This is a genomic window from Pseudoalteromonas sp. QJM3NY_12 (assembly GCF_056173165.1).
Genome location: NZ_CM149661.1, coordinates 1,291,974 through 1,307,979, shown reverse-complemented (window position 1 = coordinate 1,307,979; position 16,006 = coordinate 1,291,974). Strand labels below are relative to the sequence as shown.

Annotated in this window: 12 protein-coding genes and 8 tRNA genes; 4 read left to right on the top strand and 16 right to left on the bottom strand. The window is 40.8% G+C overall.

Annotated elements, in window-relative coordinates; translation table 11 throughout:
* Positions 1 to 79: 79 nt before the first annotated feature.
* The 4 genes from AC0VZ5_RS06150 to AC0VZ5_RS06135 form a co-directional block, all read right to left on the bottom strand.
* Positions 80 to 1,138, bottom strand: coding sequence for an alkaline phosphatase D family protein (locus AC0VZ5_RS06150; protein ID WP_475474578.1), 1,059 nt, complete (start codon positions 1,136 to 1,138; stop codon positions 80 to 82).
* Positions 1,135 to 2,265, bottom strand: coding sequence for an alkaline phosphatase family protein (locus tag AC0VZ5_RS06145; protein WP_475474577.1), 1,131 nt, complete (start codon positions 2,263 to 2,265; stop codon positions 1,135 to 1,137). Before AC0VZ5_RS06145 ends, AC0VZ5_RS06150 begins: the two co-directional genes overlap by 4 nt.
* 49 nt (positions 2,266 to 2,314) lie before the next feature.
* Complete coding sequence (locus AC0VZ5_RS06140) at positions 2,315 to 4,588, bottom strand: TonB-dependent receptor domain-containing protein (RefSeq protein ID WP_475474576.1); 2,274 nt, start codon at positions 4,586 to 4,588, stop codon at positions 2,315 to 2,317.
* A 196-nt stretch (positions 4,589 to 4,784) separates the two neighbouring features.
* Positions 4,785 to 5,828: an alkene reductase gene (locus AC0VZ5_RS06135; RefSeq protein WP_475474575.1), complete on the bottom strand. Its 1,044-nt coding sequence runs from the start codon at positions 5,826 to 5,828 to the stop codon at positions 4,785 to 4,787.
* 157 nt (positions 5,829 to 5,985) lie between these two features.
* Here AC0VZ5_RS06135 and AC0VZ5_RS06130 point away from each other — a divergent pair, with 157 nt between their 5' ends.
* From AC0VZ5_RS06130 to AC0VZ5_RS06115, 4 genes are all read left to right on the top strand, one after another.
* Positions 5,986 to 6,564 carry a TetR/AcrR family transcriptional regulator gene (locus AC0VZ5_RS06130; protein ID WP_008109773.1) on the top strand — a complete coding sequence of 193 codons (579 nt, stop codon included), beginning with the start codon at positions 5,986 to 5,988 and terminating at the stop codon, positions 6,562 to 6,564.
* 67 nt (positions 6,565 to 6,631) lie between these two features.
* Complete coding sequence (locus tag AC0VZ5_RS06125; protein WP_290170232.1) at positions 6,632 to 7,021, top strand: DUF2750 domain-containing protein; 390 nt, start codon at positions 6,632 to 6,634, stop codon at positions 7,019 to 7,021.
* 585 nt (positions 7,022 to 7,606) lie between these two features.
* The gene (locus tag AC0VZ5_RS06120) at positions 7,607 to 8,719 is read left to right on the top strand and encodes a methyl-accepting chemotaxis protein (protein WP_475474574.1); all 1,113 of its coding nucleotides are present in this window, start codon (positions 7,607 to 7,609) and stop codon (positions 8,717 to 8,719) included.
* Positions 8,720 to 9,049: 330 nt separating this feature from the next.
* Positions 9,050 to 10,699, top strand: a complete 1,650-nt coding sequence (locus AC0VZ5_RS06115; RefSeq protein ID WP_475474573.1) for a GGDEF domain-containing protein — start codon at positions 9,050 to 9,052, stop codon at positions 10,697 to 10,699.
* A gap of 52 nt (positions 10,700 to 10,751) precedes the next feature.
* On the opposite strand, the gene AC0VZ5_RS06110 is transcribed toward AC0VZ5_RS06115, so the two are convergent.
* The 12 genes from AC0VZ5_RS06110 to tolB form a co-directional block, all read right to left on the bottom strand.
* Positions 10,752 to 10,841: transfer RNA gene (locus tag AC0VZ5_RS06110), tRNA-Ser, on the bottom strand.
* Between the two features lie 169 nt (positions 10,842 to 11,010).
* Positions 11,011 to 12,051 (bottom strand): quinolinate synthase NadA, encoded by a 1,041-nt coding sequence (gene nadA, locus AC0VZ5_RS06105; RefSeq protein WP_008466811.1) that lies wholly within the window; start codon positions 12,049 to 12,051, stop codon positions 11,011 to 11,013.
* A 148-nt stretch (positions 12,052 to 12,199) separates the two neighbouring features.
* Positions 12,200 to 12,275 (bottom strand) — tRNA-Lys (locus AC0VZ5_RS06100).
* A 65-nt stretch (positions 12,276 to 12,340) separates the two neighbouring features.
* A tRNA-Lys gene (locus AC0VZ5_RS06095) sits at positions 12,341 to 12,416 on the bottom strand.
* 66 nt (positions 12,417 to 12,482) lie between these two features.
* Positions 12,483 to 12,558: transfer RNA gene (locus tag AC0VZ5_RS06090), tRNA-Lys, on the bottom strand.
* A gap of 65 nt (positions 12,559 to 12,623) precedes the next feature.
* Positions 12,624 to 12,699: transfer RNA gene (locus tag AC0VZ5_RS06085), tRNA-Lys, on the bottom strand.
* A 65-nt stretch (positions 12,700 to 12,764) separates the two neighbouring features.
* Positions 12,765 to 12,840: transfer RNA gene (locus tag AC0VZ5_RS06080), tRNA-Lys, on the bottom strand.
* A gap of 65 nt (positions 12,841 to 12,905) precedes the next feature.
* Positions 12,906 to 12,981, bottom strand: a tRNA-Lys gene (locus AC0VZ5_RS06075).
* 70 nt (positions 12,982 to 13,051) lie between these two features.
* Positions 13,052 to 13,127 (bottom strand) — tRNA-Lys (locus AC0VZ5_RS06070).
* Positions 13,128 to 13,298: 171 nt separating this feature from the next.
* Positions 13,299 to 14,051 carry a tol-pal system protein YbgF gene (gene ybgF, locus AC0VZ5_RS06065; RefSeq protein WP_138608876.1) on the bottom strand — a complete coding sequence of 251 codons (753 nt, stop codon included), beginning with the start codon at positions 14,049 to 14,051 and terminating at the stop codon, positions 13,299 to 13,301.
* A gap of 13 nt (positions 14,052 to 14,064) precedes the next feature.
* Complete coding sequence (gene pal, locus AC0VZ5_RS06060; RefSeq protein ID WP_138608874.1) at positions 14,065 to 14,604, bottom strand: peptidoglycan-associated lipoprotein Pal; 540 nt, start codon at positions 14,602 to 14,604, stop codon at positions 14,065 to 14,067.
* Between the two features lie 35 nt (positions 14,605 to 14,639).
* Positions 14,640 to 15,998 (bottom strand): Tol-Pal system beta propeller repeat protein TolB, encoded by a 1,359-nt coding sequence (gene tolB / locus AC0VZ5_RS06055; protein WP_075169407.1) that lies wholly within the window; start codon positions 15,996 to 15,998, stop codon positions 14,640 to 14,642.
* Positions 15,999 to 16,006 lie beyond the last annotated feature (8 nt).

Here is a 16,006-nt window from a genome sequence, read left to right as displayed (position 1 = left end):
GCAAGTTAGCCCGCCGATAGTGAACTTTTAAACGCACAGCTTTAACCGCAGTGCGTTTATTATTTAAATGGTGATGCTATTAATAAGGACTAATACTTGAAAGACTAAAGTCACTTTGCATAATAACTTGGCCATCAATGCCTTTAAGCTTTAATGAAATAGCAGGGTCGACTTGTTGCCAGTCTATGCTTAAATCACCATAGTTAACATTATGTGTGTAATTACCCACACGATGCTGGTTAGGGCTAACGTCTTTCCACTTTTCTGTCAGGCCTGAGCTGGTCATTTCAATAAGCGGGTAATCAAGGTTTTTTTGATACCTTGAAATCTCGCCCCAGTGAGTATCGCCACTAATAATAATCACACCATTTACTTGATGTTTTTTAATTAGCGCAAATAAACGGTTTCGATCCTCTGGAAAATTTGCCCACGATTCCCAGCCGGTAAAATCTGGCAGTAACTGCAAGCTTGACGCTATTAGCTTTATTGCCGCTGGCTTTTTAAGCTCTTGCTCAAGCCATTGCCACTGTGCCTCCCCTAGCATTGACGCGCCTTTAACTTCAGTTGGACTATACGGGCCTTGGTTATTTAATTTACGCTTGGTGTAATACTCAAGCTCGCTAACAGAATTAAGTGTGTCACGATTAAAGCGTAAATCTGGCATGATCACCTGCACGGTTTGCTCGCCTTCGCCATACATGTACGAGGTATAAATACCATCAGGGCGGGTACGGCGCGCTGAGTTTGCCGGTTCTTGCCAAAAATCGAGCATGATTTGCCGCGATGCTTCTTTATGCGGATACTCTTTCCCCGCGTCATTTTGACCATAATCGTGATCATCCCACATGGCTATTATTGGTGTTTTTGCGCGTAGTGCTTTAAAGCCTGGCTTTGCCCCAAGGCGTTGGTATTTATTTTTAAGCACAGTCATGTCGTTAGTATCGCCGTAGATGTTATCCCCTAAAAATATAAATAAATCACTCTGCTCTTTGTTAATGGCGTTAAATATAGGAATGTCTTTATCTTGGTGCCCGCAAGAGCCAAATAATATTTTAGACGGCGCAGCTATTGCTCCACTGCTAATCACAATAGTCAGTGACAGTGCAGAATACTTAAAGGTTTTTAGCAACTGTTTCATTTTAAAATCTCATTAATAGCCGGTGCCATATTGGGGTTAATTATGTGTGGGTTTTGCCCAAGTGCTTTTAAAACGGTGGCGGCAACTTGCGCTTGTTTAAGCTCGTTTTTAGTTTTAATTAAACCGTTATTTTTAATTGCAGGGCCAATAGCTGCAAGCCAAATATGCTCAGAGCCTACTATACCGTTAGGAAACACATCTGCGCCTAAGTTAAGCTCTAGCAATGCTCGACGAGAGCTGTGATGCTGCCAATCACTGGCATGACTTCCACGGCCGTGATCAGTAGTAACGATCAGCGTCGTATTATTTTTATAACCTGGGGTACTTTGAATGGTTTGCCATAAATCTTTTAAAAATGCATCGCTTTGTTTGGCCGACTTTAAGTAAGCATCGTAATGCCCATCGTGAGCAAAGTCGTCACTCTCTCCCAAACTAATCACCAATAGTCTTGGTTTTTTCGCCAGCATATACGCCTTGGCAAATCGATAGGTAAAACTATCAAGCCGCACATTATGCCAAGGGCTAGGTATCTCTGTTTGTAGCGCATTAAGTAGCACTGCGTCGGCAAATAAATCATCAGCAACGGGCATAAACCCCGCATTCACCTGCACCTTGCTGCGCTGGGTATTTACAATGAAAGGAAACACATCCCAACTACCAAATAATGCGGTGCTGTTTTTAAATTCAGGTTGGGCGTTTAAACGCTCTAAAATAGTTTTATTTGGGTTGAATACCTTGTCGTTACTGTTGATACTTTCATCCACTTCGCCGGTAAGAATTTCGTTATACCCAGGGTATGAAAAATACCACGGATTACTCACCGACATAGTTGAGCCTTTAGCTCTATCGCCAATAATAACGCCTTGCTTTGCGATAGTTTGAGTTAAAAATGGCATTAGCAACTGTTGACGCTGTTGCACACTTTCATGCCAGAACTGGCTCTTTAAATGTGCTGGTTGCTTAACAAATTTTTTATTATTAATCAGCTTGCTATCGGCACCATTAAAGACTTCTTGCCAGCGAACCCCATCTAAAGTTACCAACACCACATTTTGTGGTGCTGCCAAAACCGCCTGACTGTTAAGTAAAACCAAACCGATTATTAGTATTGTTACTATTGCTTGCATACACACCTCGTTTAATAAAAAGCCCATCAATGATGGGCTTAATTACGTTTTAAAACGTGGCGGTTAACGTCACGGCTGCTGTGCGTGGGGCGCCAATAAAGTAAGTGCTTCCATTACCTGTGCCGCCTGCTAGGTAGCTTTCATCAGTAATGTTGTAAACCACAAAAGCAATATCAACGGCTTTGAATGGGCCAGCATTAACTTCGGCTGCGTAGCCTGCATTTAAATCAACCACGGTATAGCTATCTACATCGCCACGCTCTCCAGTGTATTTAGCCGATAAACCAAAGCGGAAATCACCGCTGTAATAATCGGTTGAAAGCACAAATAAATCATCTACTGAATCAATTACTTTGCCTCCTGCTTCAAAGCCTGGCGCATCGCCTTTGTATTCAGAGCTATTATTGGTGTATGAGCTATATACATTCCACTCATTATTAAGCATATAACTTGCTGACAGCTCTAAACCTGTCGATTCAATACCGCCCACATTTAGGTACGAGCCGTTAGTACCTATGGTGTAATCAATACCCCCCGTGTCGCTGCCTGGTGCGATAAAGGTAATACGGTTATCAAATTCAATTGAATAGGCCGTTGCCGTTAGCTTAAGTGCATTATTTTGATAGCGTACACCTAGATCAATATTTTCAGCGATTTCTGGCTTAATAGCTGATAAGTCAGAGCTGTCGCGCTCAAGCACACCATCTTTAATGGCGGCAAAGTTTTCGCTATAGCTGGTAAATAACTCAGTATTACTATTTAGCTGATACAAAATGCCGCCACTAAATAGAAGGTCTGAATCACTGTTTACTTTAGCTGTGGTGGCGTTTTGATAATGGTCATACTTTTCTATGTCTACTAAGTACTTTTTCACCCCTAGATTAAGGGTTAAGTCGCCAAATGCCATTGAGTCTTGGGCGTACCATTTGAGCGTATCGGTCTCAAAGGTGTTTTTATATTGCGTCCAATAAGGGGTGTTATCAAAATGATGATAAATACGCGCATCTATAACTTTATGCCAATCTCGTGACTCATCACGGTCGCTTTGCTCATACCAAAAACCGGCTTCAATATCGTGCATGCCAATGCTTGCTTGATAATTAGCAGTTACCCCTAAACGATCTTTATTATAATGTGTATGACGATAAGACATAACAGGCGTGGCATCAGCGTCGTAACATGCAGGGTTGAGCTCAGGGCCTGACTCCCACGGCCAATTTAAGCTAACCGTGCAACCTGCATTGGGAGCAAGTGGGTTGCCATTACTATCTGTAAAGCCATAAGAGCCTGCGTTTGTACCACCTTCCGTGGTTGGGTTACCATTTTCATCTACAGGAGACGTTAAATAAGGAGGGATCCAATCACCTCGGCCTGAGTTTTTATGGTAATACGGGCTAACGGTTAACAATGAGATGGGTGAAATCGCGTATTCAAACTTTAAATACCCTAGAGTGTTTTCACGCAGCGTGCCCCAACCTTCTGCAAACATTTGGTCAAAGTGAGGAACGCCTGTCCAGTTCCATGTTAGTTGATCCCAATCTGGAGTTTGTTCAAATTGTGTCAAGCTCACGCTATTGTAGTTGGTTTCGCTTACATCGTCGTACGATAAACGCCCTGTAATAGTTAACTCATCAAGGGTGGTGACAAATTTCGCTTCAGCGTGTTGGTTATCTTTCCCGCCATTGCTGCCCGAGCCAATCCAACGGCTAGTATCGGTTTGCGAATAACTCACATACGCTTGAGTATTATCAAAAATGGTGCCTGTTTCGTGTTTAACGTAATAGCGACTTGCGTCATGGCTGCCTGAGGTGTATGCAAAAGTGGTGCTTTTTTCAAAGCTAGGCGCTTTACTTACAAAGTTAAAAGTACCGCCTAGCGCCTCTAACGAGGCAGATTTAATATCTGAGGTGCCCTGACCTACTTCCACGGTGACAAGATTTTCGCTATCTAGGTAACGATTCGCTTTAGCACCACCGCCATAATTAGAGCCGCCATTAGGAATGCCGTCTATCGTCATACCTAATTGCTGTTGGTTTGAGTCAATACTAAAACCACGCATGGTAATAGTTGTTGACCAATCGTCGCCGCCAAATGCGTCGCCTTCGTTTATGCTAATACCTGGCAAGTTATCAATTACCGATAACACACTCGATACCGAGCTTTGTTGCTCAAGCATGGCAGGTTCAATAACGTTGTTTGCATAACTGGTTGGTTTTGCAGTAACGGTTACTTCTTCTATCACGTTATCGTTAGCATAAGCTGAAGTTGATACCGCCATGGCCACAGCCATGCTCAAAATCGATTTATTTTTTAAAGCGTACATTGTTGTCCCGTTTGATTCTAATTATAAAAGGTAATTATGAAAGCGGGCACAGTCTATTTTTTAAATATGACAACGAGGGGGAACTTTATTGACAGCAAGATTAAACAATTATGAGTAAATTATGGCAAATAAATGTATAAAAAAAGACACTCACGGTTGCCCATGAGTGCTATATTATTTTTTAAAAAATTAGCTGCTATTTCAATTCAGCTAGCATTTCATCACTGTAAGCTGTGACTTCTTCGCCGTTTTTAATTTTGCTAATGTAATCTGGGTTAGCTATAAGCGGGCGACCAATAGCAATTAAATCAAATTTATTGTCGTTAATCGCTTCTTTCGCAGTTTCAAAACTATAACTACCTACACCCACTAAGGTACTGGCATAACCAGCTCGTAAAAACTCAGAGGTTGATTTACCTTCTAGTGAATCAAAACGCATGCTGTCGTCAAAAATACCGCCGTGTAAATAAGCTAACTTGCGGTTTTCAAGCTCTGGTAATAAGTAGTCAAATACTGCTTTATCGCGATTGTCTTCGCTCATATTAAAGTAGGCACCCGGTGTTAAACGTATAGCGGTACGCTCATTGCCTACAACATCAATAACTGCATCGGTTACTTCCAGTGCAAAGCGCGACATGTTTTCTGGTGTTTGCCCGTACTCGTCATCACGTTCATTTGCCGCATAATGTAAAAATTGATCAATTAAATAACCATTAGCACCGTGAATTTCTACGCCGTCAAAACCCGCTTCCATCGCATTTTCTGCGGCTTTAGCGTAGTCAGCCACTAAGCCTTTAATGTCGTCTGTAGTTACAGGCTTTGGCGTAACATAAGTGAGCTCGCGCATACGCGGCACTGAACCTTCAACCCCAATTGCCGATGGCGCCAAAACATCACCACCAAAAAAGTGAGGGTGTGCTACACGGCCAACATGCCATAGTTGTGCAAACATTTTTCCGCCATTAGCATGTACTGCGTCAGTGACTTTTTTCCAACCTTGAATTTGTTCGCTAGTGAAAAGCCCAGGTGTATTTGGATAACCTTGAGCATCAGCACGGATAATAATGGCTTCACTAATAATTAAGCCTACATCAGCACGACGAGCGTAGTAATCAACCATGGCTTGTGTTGGCACTAAATTGTCATCTGCCATACAACGGGTCAATGGTGCCATAAGTACGCGGTTTTGCAGTTCTATGCTGTTATTTAATTTAAAAGGTGAAAGTAAGTCAATCGACATAATATTTATCCTTTGTTGAATGTACATTCAAGATAAGGTCACTTGAATGAATATTCAAGTATAATTTTGAAACTTTGTTTAAGATTGCGTAAACTGCCACCTAGGCCTAAGAAAAATAAATTTATTCATTACTACTCTCTCCACTAAAAGAGTCATTATGAGAACTGCAGAATTTGATAAAGAGTTTGTACTGCGCCAAGCTATGGCCATGTTTATGCTTCATGGCTATGCAAAAACCAGTATGCAAAAACTGACTCAAGCCACCCATTTACATCCGGGTTCTTTGTATGGGGCATTTGGTAATAAAAAAGGCATTTTTTTAGCCGCTACGGAGCAATACCAAACCGATCGCAATACACAATTTACAGCGCTGTTTGAGCACAGTAATTGTATTTTAGATACGCTGAAACAATACCTTAATATCATTGTGCAAGAATGTATTGACGGCGAAGCAACTAAAGTGTGCTTGCTTACAAAAAGCATTAGCGAGGTAGAGGGTAACGATCCACAAATTTGCCACGTATTACGTACTAATTTAACGGCGTACGAGCATGCCTTTGCGCAGCAATTACAAAAAGCGATAGATAACAAAGAAATTACCAATGGACGAAGTGCCATAGAGCTTGCACGATTTTGTGTTATGGGTATTTATGGATTGCGCACTTATGCATTAACAAATCAAGACCCTGACGCACTAAACCAACTAGCCGACGAGCTGCTTGCAGCCATTAGCTAAACTTAATTTTAAAGCGCAGTATGTCGCTGCCTTTTGTATTCCCCCCCACAGTGAGAGAGAGCCAAAAATGACCACTGACAATTTATCAAAGCAAGACGACGTAATTTTAGGCCTTGGCGCAAAAAAACGACTCGCATACATGTACGAAACTGTGCAACAGTTTAAGCAAGTGTGGATTTTAAACGATGACGACGGCTGCGTAATGCTCACTAACGAAGACGACGATTGCGTACCCGTATGGCCAACCCGTGAGTTTGCACAAGCATGGGCAACCGGTGAATGGGAAGGATGTACACCAAAAGCAATTCCAACAGCAGATTGGTTTAGCCGCTGGACGCCAGGCCTTGAAGAAGACGACTTACTAGTTGCCGTGTTCCCTACCGAAGAAGACGACGGCACGATTTTATTTCCTGATGAATTTCAAGCGCAGTTGAATAAATCAATTAGAAAATATTAGGGCCTGTTAATCTTTTCGGATTAAAATTTTTTCAAGCTAGGGGCGATTTAATCGCGGCGCGATGTTTGTAACCTAGTGGGCTCGATAACTGCTCCTGCGTTATTCTACTGGCTTACAACCATGTAAGAATAAGTCATAACCGAGCAAAACTTCCGCGTCCTGCTCACGCCCCTTACCTACATCCATGTAGGCAACGAAGAGTAAATAGCCCCTAAGCAGAACCCTTCGGGCAGCGCCTGTTTGGCATTGATACTGCGTTATCGCCTATTTATGGGGAATAACCACATAGGCGCTGCCTTGACTAAATACCAAACAGACTGCTGCAAATCCAACCTTGAAAGGTCAACAGACCCTAATCTCTAAAATAGTGACCATTTTAAATAAGTTTGATATAAGCATGAAATGAAAAGTTTTTTACCAAAAAGTTATAAAGCATCTATTATTGTGTTGTAACTTACTTTTATAAAAATCGATTTGGGTGGACATTAATTCCAGCCCTGTTAAAAATCGAATTATGTAATCTATAATCAGGTAAATTTAATAAAAAATATAACGTTTATTTTCCGTGTTTAAATTGGGGTCTACATGCTGTTCAATTCAAAATATAAAAACAAAATTAACGAGTTAAATAACGAGTTAATGCAATTAAAAAAAGCCAATGAAAAACTTGAGGCGCAATTATTAGCAGTAAACAGCGAGAAATTACAACTAAACGACAATGAAATAGCAAACGATACGGCATTTGTAAAACAGCGTGAATTAAATACCTTATCATTGCAGTCATCTGATTTAATTAGTGATATCAGAGAAAGCTTAGCCTCAACTTCACATAAACTAATCAATGATATTACGTCATTTAAGTCATCCCAAGAATTACTTGATACAATTTTAGATATGTTAGCAACGACTTCATCGTCAACACATAATATCTCAAGAGATACAAAATCCGCCTCTAAATCCGTTAAAGAGTTGCAGTCAGTAACAATCGGCATTAATGATTTTGTAAACATAATTAAAGGGATTTCTGATCAAACAAATTTACTCGCACTTAATGCAGCCATTGAGGCAGCAAGAGCGGGAGAGCAAGGGCGAGGCTTTGCAGTGGTCGCAGATGAAGTGAGAACGCTTGCTCAACGCTCTTCTGAGGCATCTAACGAGATATCTAATTTAATAGATAAGGTTAATGAGCAAATGCAAAGCGTTGTAACTAACATTACTAACGTTAGCGAAGAAAGTGATGGCATTGCAAATAGCTCATCAGAAATTGATACTACTGCTAAAAAGGTGGTTGAACTATCACAAAATATGTATAGCGTTATTGTTAATTCAAGTGCGGATGCATTTATTCAAACAGTAAAAATGGACCATATTGTATGGAAATACGATATTTATAAAGTCATTTTAGGTCAATCAAACAAGACGGCAGAAGACTTTTCTGATCATACCATGTGCCGTTTAGGTCAATGGTACTATCAAGGTGAAGGTGCATTAAAATATTCAAGCATTAACGACTTCAAAGAATTAGAGAAACCACATGCAGATGTCCATAAAAATGGCTTTGCTGCTCTAGAAGCATTCCAATTAGGCGATCTCAATACTGCTGTTGAAAAAGTATCTCTTATGGAGCAAGCAAGCTTTAAAGTAGTCGATATACTTAGCGCGTTATCAGATAAAATTATGGAGCATAACTTTAAATAAAATAGTCATAAGTATCTCCTTTTGCATAGCGATTTATAATCATTCATCGCTATACATACCAAACTCATGTAAATCAATCAGAAACTAATCACACGTCTACACGAGCGTAAACCTTAAAGAGTATTTTTGTCATAAATATTGCTCAATAGCCAAACTAGATAAATTATTAACCCTTTAATTAATCATTAACTATATTTTTATAATAACAGCTCACCGTTTAGTGATTAAAGTTAGTAACTATAAAGCAAGAATACGCTAAAGCGGTCATAGCAATAATTATTCTGTTAAAAATGCAGTACAATTTTTACCGGTAACTAACTTAGGTATTACATGCGGTACACTTTCAATTTTATATGTTGTTTACTATTTCAAACCATTAGTTTTAATGCTTTTGCTGTAGCATTAAATCAAAATGACAGCTTACAACTAAAGTCAGCTATGTGGCATCAAGTAGATTTAGCTAAACCAACCCAAGGTGAGCAACTCATTAATGCTTATAACAATGTAAGTACTCCCGTCACTTCGCTGTATAGTGCCCATGGCAGTGCAATAGCAAAAATCAGTTTAACCACAGAGAGCGCAGGACGCTGGTTTATAATCCCCCAAATTAATTATTTAGATAGTGGCGTTGCTTTTTATCAAGATACTAGTGGGATCAGAAAAGTCGCTGATTTTTCACAAGATAGTGCCAGCCCATCAGCCATTGTAATGCACAGCCGAGCTTTTGAATTACAACTAGAAGCTAATTCACACGGTGTTTTATGGCTTTATGTTAATGCTAAACACTTTGCTAAACCTGTCAGCATTAATGTTATTCCTCAATCTAGGTTTATTAAACTTCAGTTTTATATCAATTCATTAAGCTTAGTGTCTATTACTATAATGCTGACCTTGGCTTGCATGGCCTTGATCATGTTTTTTAAAACACGACATCGCGTGGCATTATTTTGTGCAGGTTATATAGGATTACACGGCATTGGTTGGGCATTCGCCGCGGGGGTAGTTGCGTTACTTTTTAATTACCACGCAATTAACACCCATTACTTTGGCATGTATATTTTTGCCTTTGCTATTGCTTGTGCCAGTTCATTTGCCTATTACTTATTTAACTTTGACCAACATACCCGCACTGGTATTAGCCGATTTTTAAAATACTTCTCCATAACCGCACTTGCCTGTGGTTTTTTAAACCCCTTTTTACCCTTTCATTGGGTGTTTTATTTAGCTCATTTCCTTGCTGCCATTTGGGTGTATTTAAGCTTAAAACTGGGCTTTACAATGCTGGGGATGAAAGACTTTAGAGCGAAATATTTTTTAACTGGCAACCTTGTTTATAGCTTCTCCTTAGTTATTTTTATTTTATCGCACCTAAATTTAATAGAAATAAGTTCACCTGAATTATGGGTACTTATTGCTCTGGCCATTGATTGTATCTGTATTTTACTTTCTTTATCTGAATGGCTAAAAATAAAGCAAAATAATTTTATAAAAGCGCTAGAGCTATCACGCATAGACCCACTCACCAAAGTAGGAAACCGGCTGCAATTACAAGAAAAGCTCGATAACTTAGATAATTTTTATCTCATTGTGTTTATAGATTGCGACAATATTAAAAGCGTTAACGATCACCTAGGTCATGCTCACGGTGACAAGCTACTCATTGAGGTTACGCGGTTAATACAAAATGCGTTAGCCGACAAAGGCGAGGTATGCAGAACCGGCGGTGATGAGTTTATTTGTGTGTGTAACGTTCAGTCAGCACAACAGCTCGCCCAACTCACCCTGAGCATCAACGAGTCGTTAAACTATATTCATCAACAAGTTCATAAACACTGGCCGCTATCAGGCGTGAGCTATGGCTTAGCAAGTAGTGAGGAGTGTAATGACTATAAAGCTTGCTTAACCCTAGCCGACCAACGAATGTATACATTAAAGCACCAGCGTAAAAACAAACGCCAAGTACAAAGCCAACACGCTTAACTTTATTACAGGCACAAAAAAGGACGCCCTGAGACGTCCTAATATAGAATAATGGTGGAGAGAGAGGGATTCGAACCCTCGTTAGGGATTAACCTAAACACACTTTCCAGGCGTGCGCCTTCAGCCACTCAGCCATCTCTCCACAATGTTGCTTTGCAACAGCGCGCTATAGTATGAAATACACTTGCTTGGTGCAAGGCCTTTTTAACATCATGCTTTTAACTGCTCAATAATCAAACTAACTACTCATAAGTAAATAAAAAGGCGATACCTGAGTATCGCCTTTATCTAATGCATTATATTGCTATTTATTATTTTGCCATATTGGCTGTAAAGTCTAGCATGCGATTTAATGATTTAAGTGCGCCTTCACGCAAATCCATATCAACAAACACTTCTTTACCGCTGGCATCAATCAGTGCTTCCTCAATCGCTTGTAAGCCGTTCATTGCCATCCAAGGGCAGTGAGCGCAAGTTTTACATGTAGCGCCGCTACCAGCCGTTGGCGCTTCAAAAAACTCTTTATCTGGGCATAGTTGCTGCATTTTATAAAAGATACCGCGATCGGTCGCCACAATAAACTTTTTATTAGGCATAGTTTGCGCTGCTTTAATAAGCTGGCTAGTAGAGCCAACAGCATCAGCGAGTTCAACAATTTCAGCCGGTGATTCTGGATGCACCAATACGCCTGCATCTGGATGCAAGACTTTAAAGTCTTTTAGCGCTTTGGTTTTGAACTCATCATGTACAATACATGCGCCGTTCCACATGATCATATCGGCGCCAGTATTCTTTTGAATATAACTGCCTAAATGCTTATCTGGGCCCCAAATGATTTTTTCGCCTTGCTCATCTAAGTGCTCTACTATTTCAAGTGCACACGATGAGGTAACTATCCAATCAGCACGCGCTTTAACCGCGGTAGAGGTATTAGCATACACTACCACTTTACGGTCTGGGTGCTGATCACAAAACGCTGAAAACTCATCCACTGGGCAACCAATATCTAATGAACAAGTCGCTTCAAGTGTTGGCATAACCACGGTTTTGTTAGGGGTTAAAATTTTAGCAGTCTCCCCCATAAAACGTACACCCGCGACGATAATCATATCGGCTTCATGGCGAGCGCCAAAACGCGCCATTTCGAGTGAATCGGCTACACAGCCGCCCGTTTCTTCAGCAAGCGCTTGAATTTCAGGATCAGTGTAATAATGAGCAACAAGTACCGCGTTTTTCTCTTGCAGTAATTGTTTTATACGCGCTTTATATTCGCCTTTTTCGTCTTGTGTTAACGGTGCCGGCTTAGGAGGGAAAATATAACCTTCAGGCATAATAGTTTGAGCTAAACTCATGTTCTCGACCACTTTATTTACAGTGCAATTAATAGCGCAAATTATACGAGAAACCAACGCTAAATAATAGCAATCTAGTCAGGCAGTTTATAAATAAAAATAAGGGAGATATTAAGAGACATTTTATACGGAGAAAGTGCACCAGAAGTGGTGGGTCATGATGGACTTGAACCATCGACCAATGGATTAAAAGTCCACTGCTCTACCAACTGAGCTAATGACCCGCTCTGGTTTACTTATAAAAAGTAAGGCTGCGTAAATCCGCCGATTATAACCACTCAATAAAGAATGGTGGGTCATGATGGACTTGAACCATCGACCAATGGATTAAAAGTCCACTGCTCTACCAACTGAGCTAATGACCCGCTCTGGTTTACTTATAAAAAAGTAAGGCTGCGTAAATCCGCCGATTATAACCACTCAATAAAGAATGGTGGGTCATGATGGACTTGAACCATCGACCAATGGATTAAAAGTCCACTGCTCTACCAACTGAGCTAATGACCCGCTCTGGTTTACTTATAAAAAGTAAGGTTGCGTAAATCCGCCGATTATAACCATTCCATAAAGAATGGTGGGTCATGATGGACTTGAACCATCGACCAATGGATTAAAAGTCCACTGCTCTACCAACTGAGCTAATGACCCGCTCTGGTTTACTTATAAAAAGTAAGGCTGCGTAAATCCGCCGATTATAACCATCCAGTAAAGAATGGTGGGTCATGATGGACTTGAACCATCGACCAATGGATTAAAAGTCCACTGCTCTACCAACTGAGCTAATGACCCGCTCTGGTTTACTTATAAAAAGTAAGGTTACGTAAATCCGCCGATTATAACCATTCCATAAAGAATGGTGGGTCATGATGGACTTGAACCATCGACCAATGGATTAAAAGTCCACTGCTCTACCAACTGAGCTAATGACCCGCTCTGTGTGTTTGTTAACACTTTACGTAAATCCGCCGATTAAAGACCAAACTTTATTAACAATAAAGAATGGTGGGTCATGATGGACTTGAACCATCGACCAATGGATTAAAAGTCCACTGCTCTACCAACTGAGCTAATGACCCGCTCTTTTTGTCGCATTTCGAGTGGGGTTACCATTCGTTTGCTGCGGGCGCTTATAATACTTATTTATAAAATGAGTGCAACCGAAATTGTCTCTTTTTTTAAGTTTTTATGTCTAGTTGAGCAAATTTAGACCGCTTATGACAAAAAGCAGTCTAATCAAGCATCAACATTTATTTTGATAAGCGATCTGTGGCTAGTTTAGCAGCAGTTGTACTTGGGTACTGATTGATTAGCTCATTCAGTATTTTTTGCGCTTCAGCCTTTAACCCTTGCTCTTGTAAAAGTGTACCAAGCTTTAACATTGCATCTGGGCGCTTATTTGAGTTTGGAAATTCGTTAACAACTACTTTGAAATGCTCGGCTGCTTTTACACCGTCATTTTTAATCGTTAATAATTGCCCAAGCCAATAATGTGCGTTTGAGGTGTACACTGAATTTGGATACGTTGTTAAGAACGCTTGAAATTCTGGAATAGCTTGGTCATAGCGCTTATCTTTCATTATAAGCGCAACAGCACGCTCGTACGCTTCGTTTTCAGATAAATCACTGCTGTAGCTCTGATCGCTACCTGGTTGCGTGTAGTCTGTTGTAGGCGCTGGAGTAGCCGGCTTAGCATATGCTTGGCTAACACGGTTTTCTATTTCTTGATAAAGCTCGCGCTGGCGCTGCAATACCTTTTCAAGTTTATAGCTTTGCTCTTCGGTAACACCGCGAATTTGACTCACTTCATCTTGCAGTAAGTTAAGCTGTTGTTGTAACTCTACTTGTAAGAAATTACGCTGTTGCATCATCTTTTCAAGCGTTTCTAAACGCTTTTCAATGCTCGACTGTGAACTTGCAGCTTCTGAAACAGGAGCGGGAGCAGCCATTAACTGGGTGCTCCCGCTCAATATCATGGCTGCCAAAATAATTTTCGGCTTCATAATATCTCTTATCTTAGTAAACTAGTACCGCACGGCGGTTTTTAGCGAAAGCTTCTTCAGTGCGAGATTTAACCATTGGCTTCTCTTCACCGTAGCTAACTACTGACATTTGGCTTGCAGAAACACCTAAGCTTTGTAGGTATTTCTCAACTGCTTGTCCACGGTGCTCACCAAGTGCAATGTTGTACTCTGGCGTACCGCGCTCATCTGCGTGGCCTTCGATTAATACTTTAACAGAAGGATTTTTAACTAAAAACTCAGCGTGTGCACGAAGTAGCTCGCCGTATTGACCTTGAATCGTTGCAGTGTCAAAACCAAAGTAAATGATTTGCTCTTGACGAAGCGCTTCGTACTTTTGACGAAGTTGCTCTTCAGCTTGTTGCTCTGGCGTCATTGTTGCTACTTCAACTGTATCAGTTGTTGTTTGCTCAACAGTTGCTTGGTTAGACTGGTTGGCTGCATTTTCATCGATATCTGAAGATGAGCTACAAGCTGCTAGTGTCATTACTGGCACAGCAATTAGCAGGCCTTTAAGTATTTTGTTAAGTTGCATTGAGTAGATTCCTATTTTGAGTAAACCAGCAATTATTACTGTAAATATGGCGACCAAGCCGGTGCCTTCACTTGTCCATCAAGCACAGGTAAGCGTGCTTTAAAACGGCCGTCCATCGATACTAGCGCAAGTACCTGTTTATTATTATGGAGCGTGCTGTATATAATCATCGAGCCATTTGGCGCTATGCTCGGCGATTCATCAAGGCGAGTTCGAGTTAAAACTTGGAACGCACCTGTAGCCAACTCTTTCTTAGCAAGATGATACTGTCCGTTAGTACGGTTTACCATCACTAATTCTTTCCCGTCTGGTGAAATAGAACCCGCTAGGTTCATGTCACCGTCAAAGGTTAATCTTTGAGATCTGCCAGTTTTTAAATTTAACTTATAAATCTGAGCATTACCACCCCTTTCCGACGTAAATACTATATCTTGACCATTTGGGTACCACGAAGGTTCGGTATCTATACTACGATGGCGTGTTAATCGGGTCTCTTTACGCGTTAGTAAGTCTAATAAGTAAACCTCAGTTGCACCAGTTTTATCTTTTGATAGCACTAACAGTAGCTTTTTACCGTCTGGCGAGAACTGCGGCGCACCGTTAATTCCTTTATAGCTGGTGATCAGTTCACGTTTACCGGTATAAATGTCTTGAATAAAAATTTGGCTCTGGCGATTTTCAAACGTTACATACGCTAATTTAGTACCATCAGGCGACCATACTGGCGACATTAATGGCTCTTTTGAGCGCAATAACACTTGTTCATTAAAGCCATCGTAGTCAGCAACCACTAACTGATAAGGCTTTTCGTCAGTATCACGAACAATAACATAGGCTATTTTAGTTAAAAACGCGCCCTTTTCACCGGTTAGTTTTTCATAAATTACATCACTGATGCGGTGCGAGTAACGGCGAAAGCCGGTTTCACCGATCACGCTTTGGCGCGCTTCTAAGATATGGTCTTGGCTTTGAACCAGCTTACCGTTGCTCATCATTTGTGTTTCACCGCCAGTGATTTGGCCGCGAATAACATCAACCAACTCATAACGCACTAAATAGCGTCCATTGGTTTGCTGCTCTACTTCACCAACCAATACAGCTTCTACACCTTGATTTACCCAAGCACCGTAATCAATATCAGCATCTTTGTGAGGTTGTTGTGGCATTTGCGACACACTCACAGGCTTAAACTTACCGCTGCGCATTAAATCGGCAGCAATTACATCACTTAGCTGCTGTGGAATAGGACCAATACCTTGGTATTTAAATGGCACAATCGCAATCGGTCTTGCGCCGTCAATACCTTCAGTAATAACAATTTCAAGTGCCGCATGTGCAACACCCTGAAACCCTAATATTAAAACTAAACAGGCTATTTTAATTTTGTTAAACATGTCATCCC

Coding starts and splice junctions, on each gene's coding strand:
- AC0VZ5_RS06150 (WP_475474578.1), bottom strand. CDS start 1,138: ATGAAACAGTTGCTAAAAACCTTTAAGTATTCTGCACTGTCACTGACT.
- AC0VZ5_RS06145 (WP_475474577.1), bottom strand. CDS start 2,265: ATGCAAGCAATAGTAACAATACTAATAATCGGTTTGGTTTTACTTAAC.
- AC0VZ5_RS06140 (WP_475474576.1), bottom strand. CDS start 4,588: ATGTACGCTTTAAAAAATAAATCGATTTTGAGCATGGCTGTGGCCATG.
- AC0VZ5_RS06135 (WP_475474575.1), bottom strand. CDS start 5,828: ATGTCGATTGACTTACTTTCACCTTTTAAATTAAATAACAGCATAGAA.
- AC0VZ5_RS06130 (WP_008109773.1), top strand. CDS start 5,986: ATGAGAACTGCAGAATTTGATAAAGAGTTTGTACTGCGCCAAGCTATG.
- AC0VZ5_RS06125 (WP_290170232.1), top strand. CDS start 6,632: ATGACCACTGACAATTTATCAAAGCAAGACGACGTAATTTTAGGCCTT.
- AC0VZ5_RS06120 (WP_475474574.1), top strand. CDS start 7,607: ATGCTGTTCAATTCAAAATATAAAAACAAAATTAACGAGTTAAATAAC.
- AC0VZ5_RS06115 (WP_475474573.1), top strand. CDS start 9,050: ATGCGGTACACTTTCAATTTTATATGTTGTTTACTATTTCAAACCATT.
- nadA (WP_008466811.1), bottom strand. CDS start 12,051: ATGAGTTTAGCTCAAACTATTATGCCTGAAGGTTATATTTTCCCTCCT.
- ybgF (WP_138608876.1), bottom strand. CDS start 14,051: ATGAAGCCGAAAATTATTTTGGCAGCCATGATATTGAGCGGGAGCACC.
- pal (WP_138608874.1), bottom strand. CDS start 14,604: ATGCAACTTAACAAAATACTTAAAGGCCTGCTAATTGCTGTGCCAGTA.
- tolB (WP_075169407.1), bottom strand. CDS start 15,998: ATGTTTAACAAAATTAAAATAGCCTGTTTAGTTTTAATATTAGGGTTT.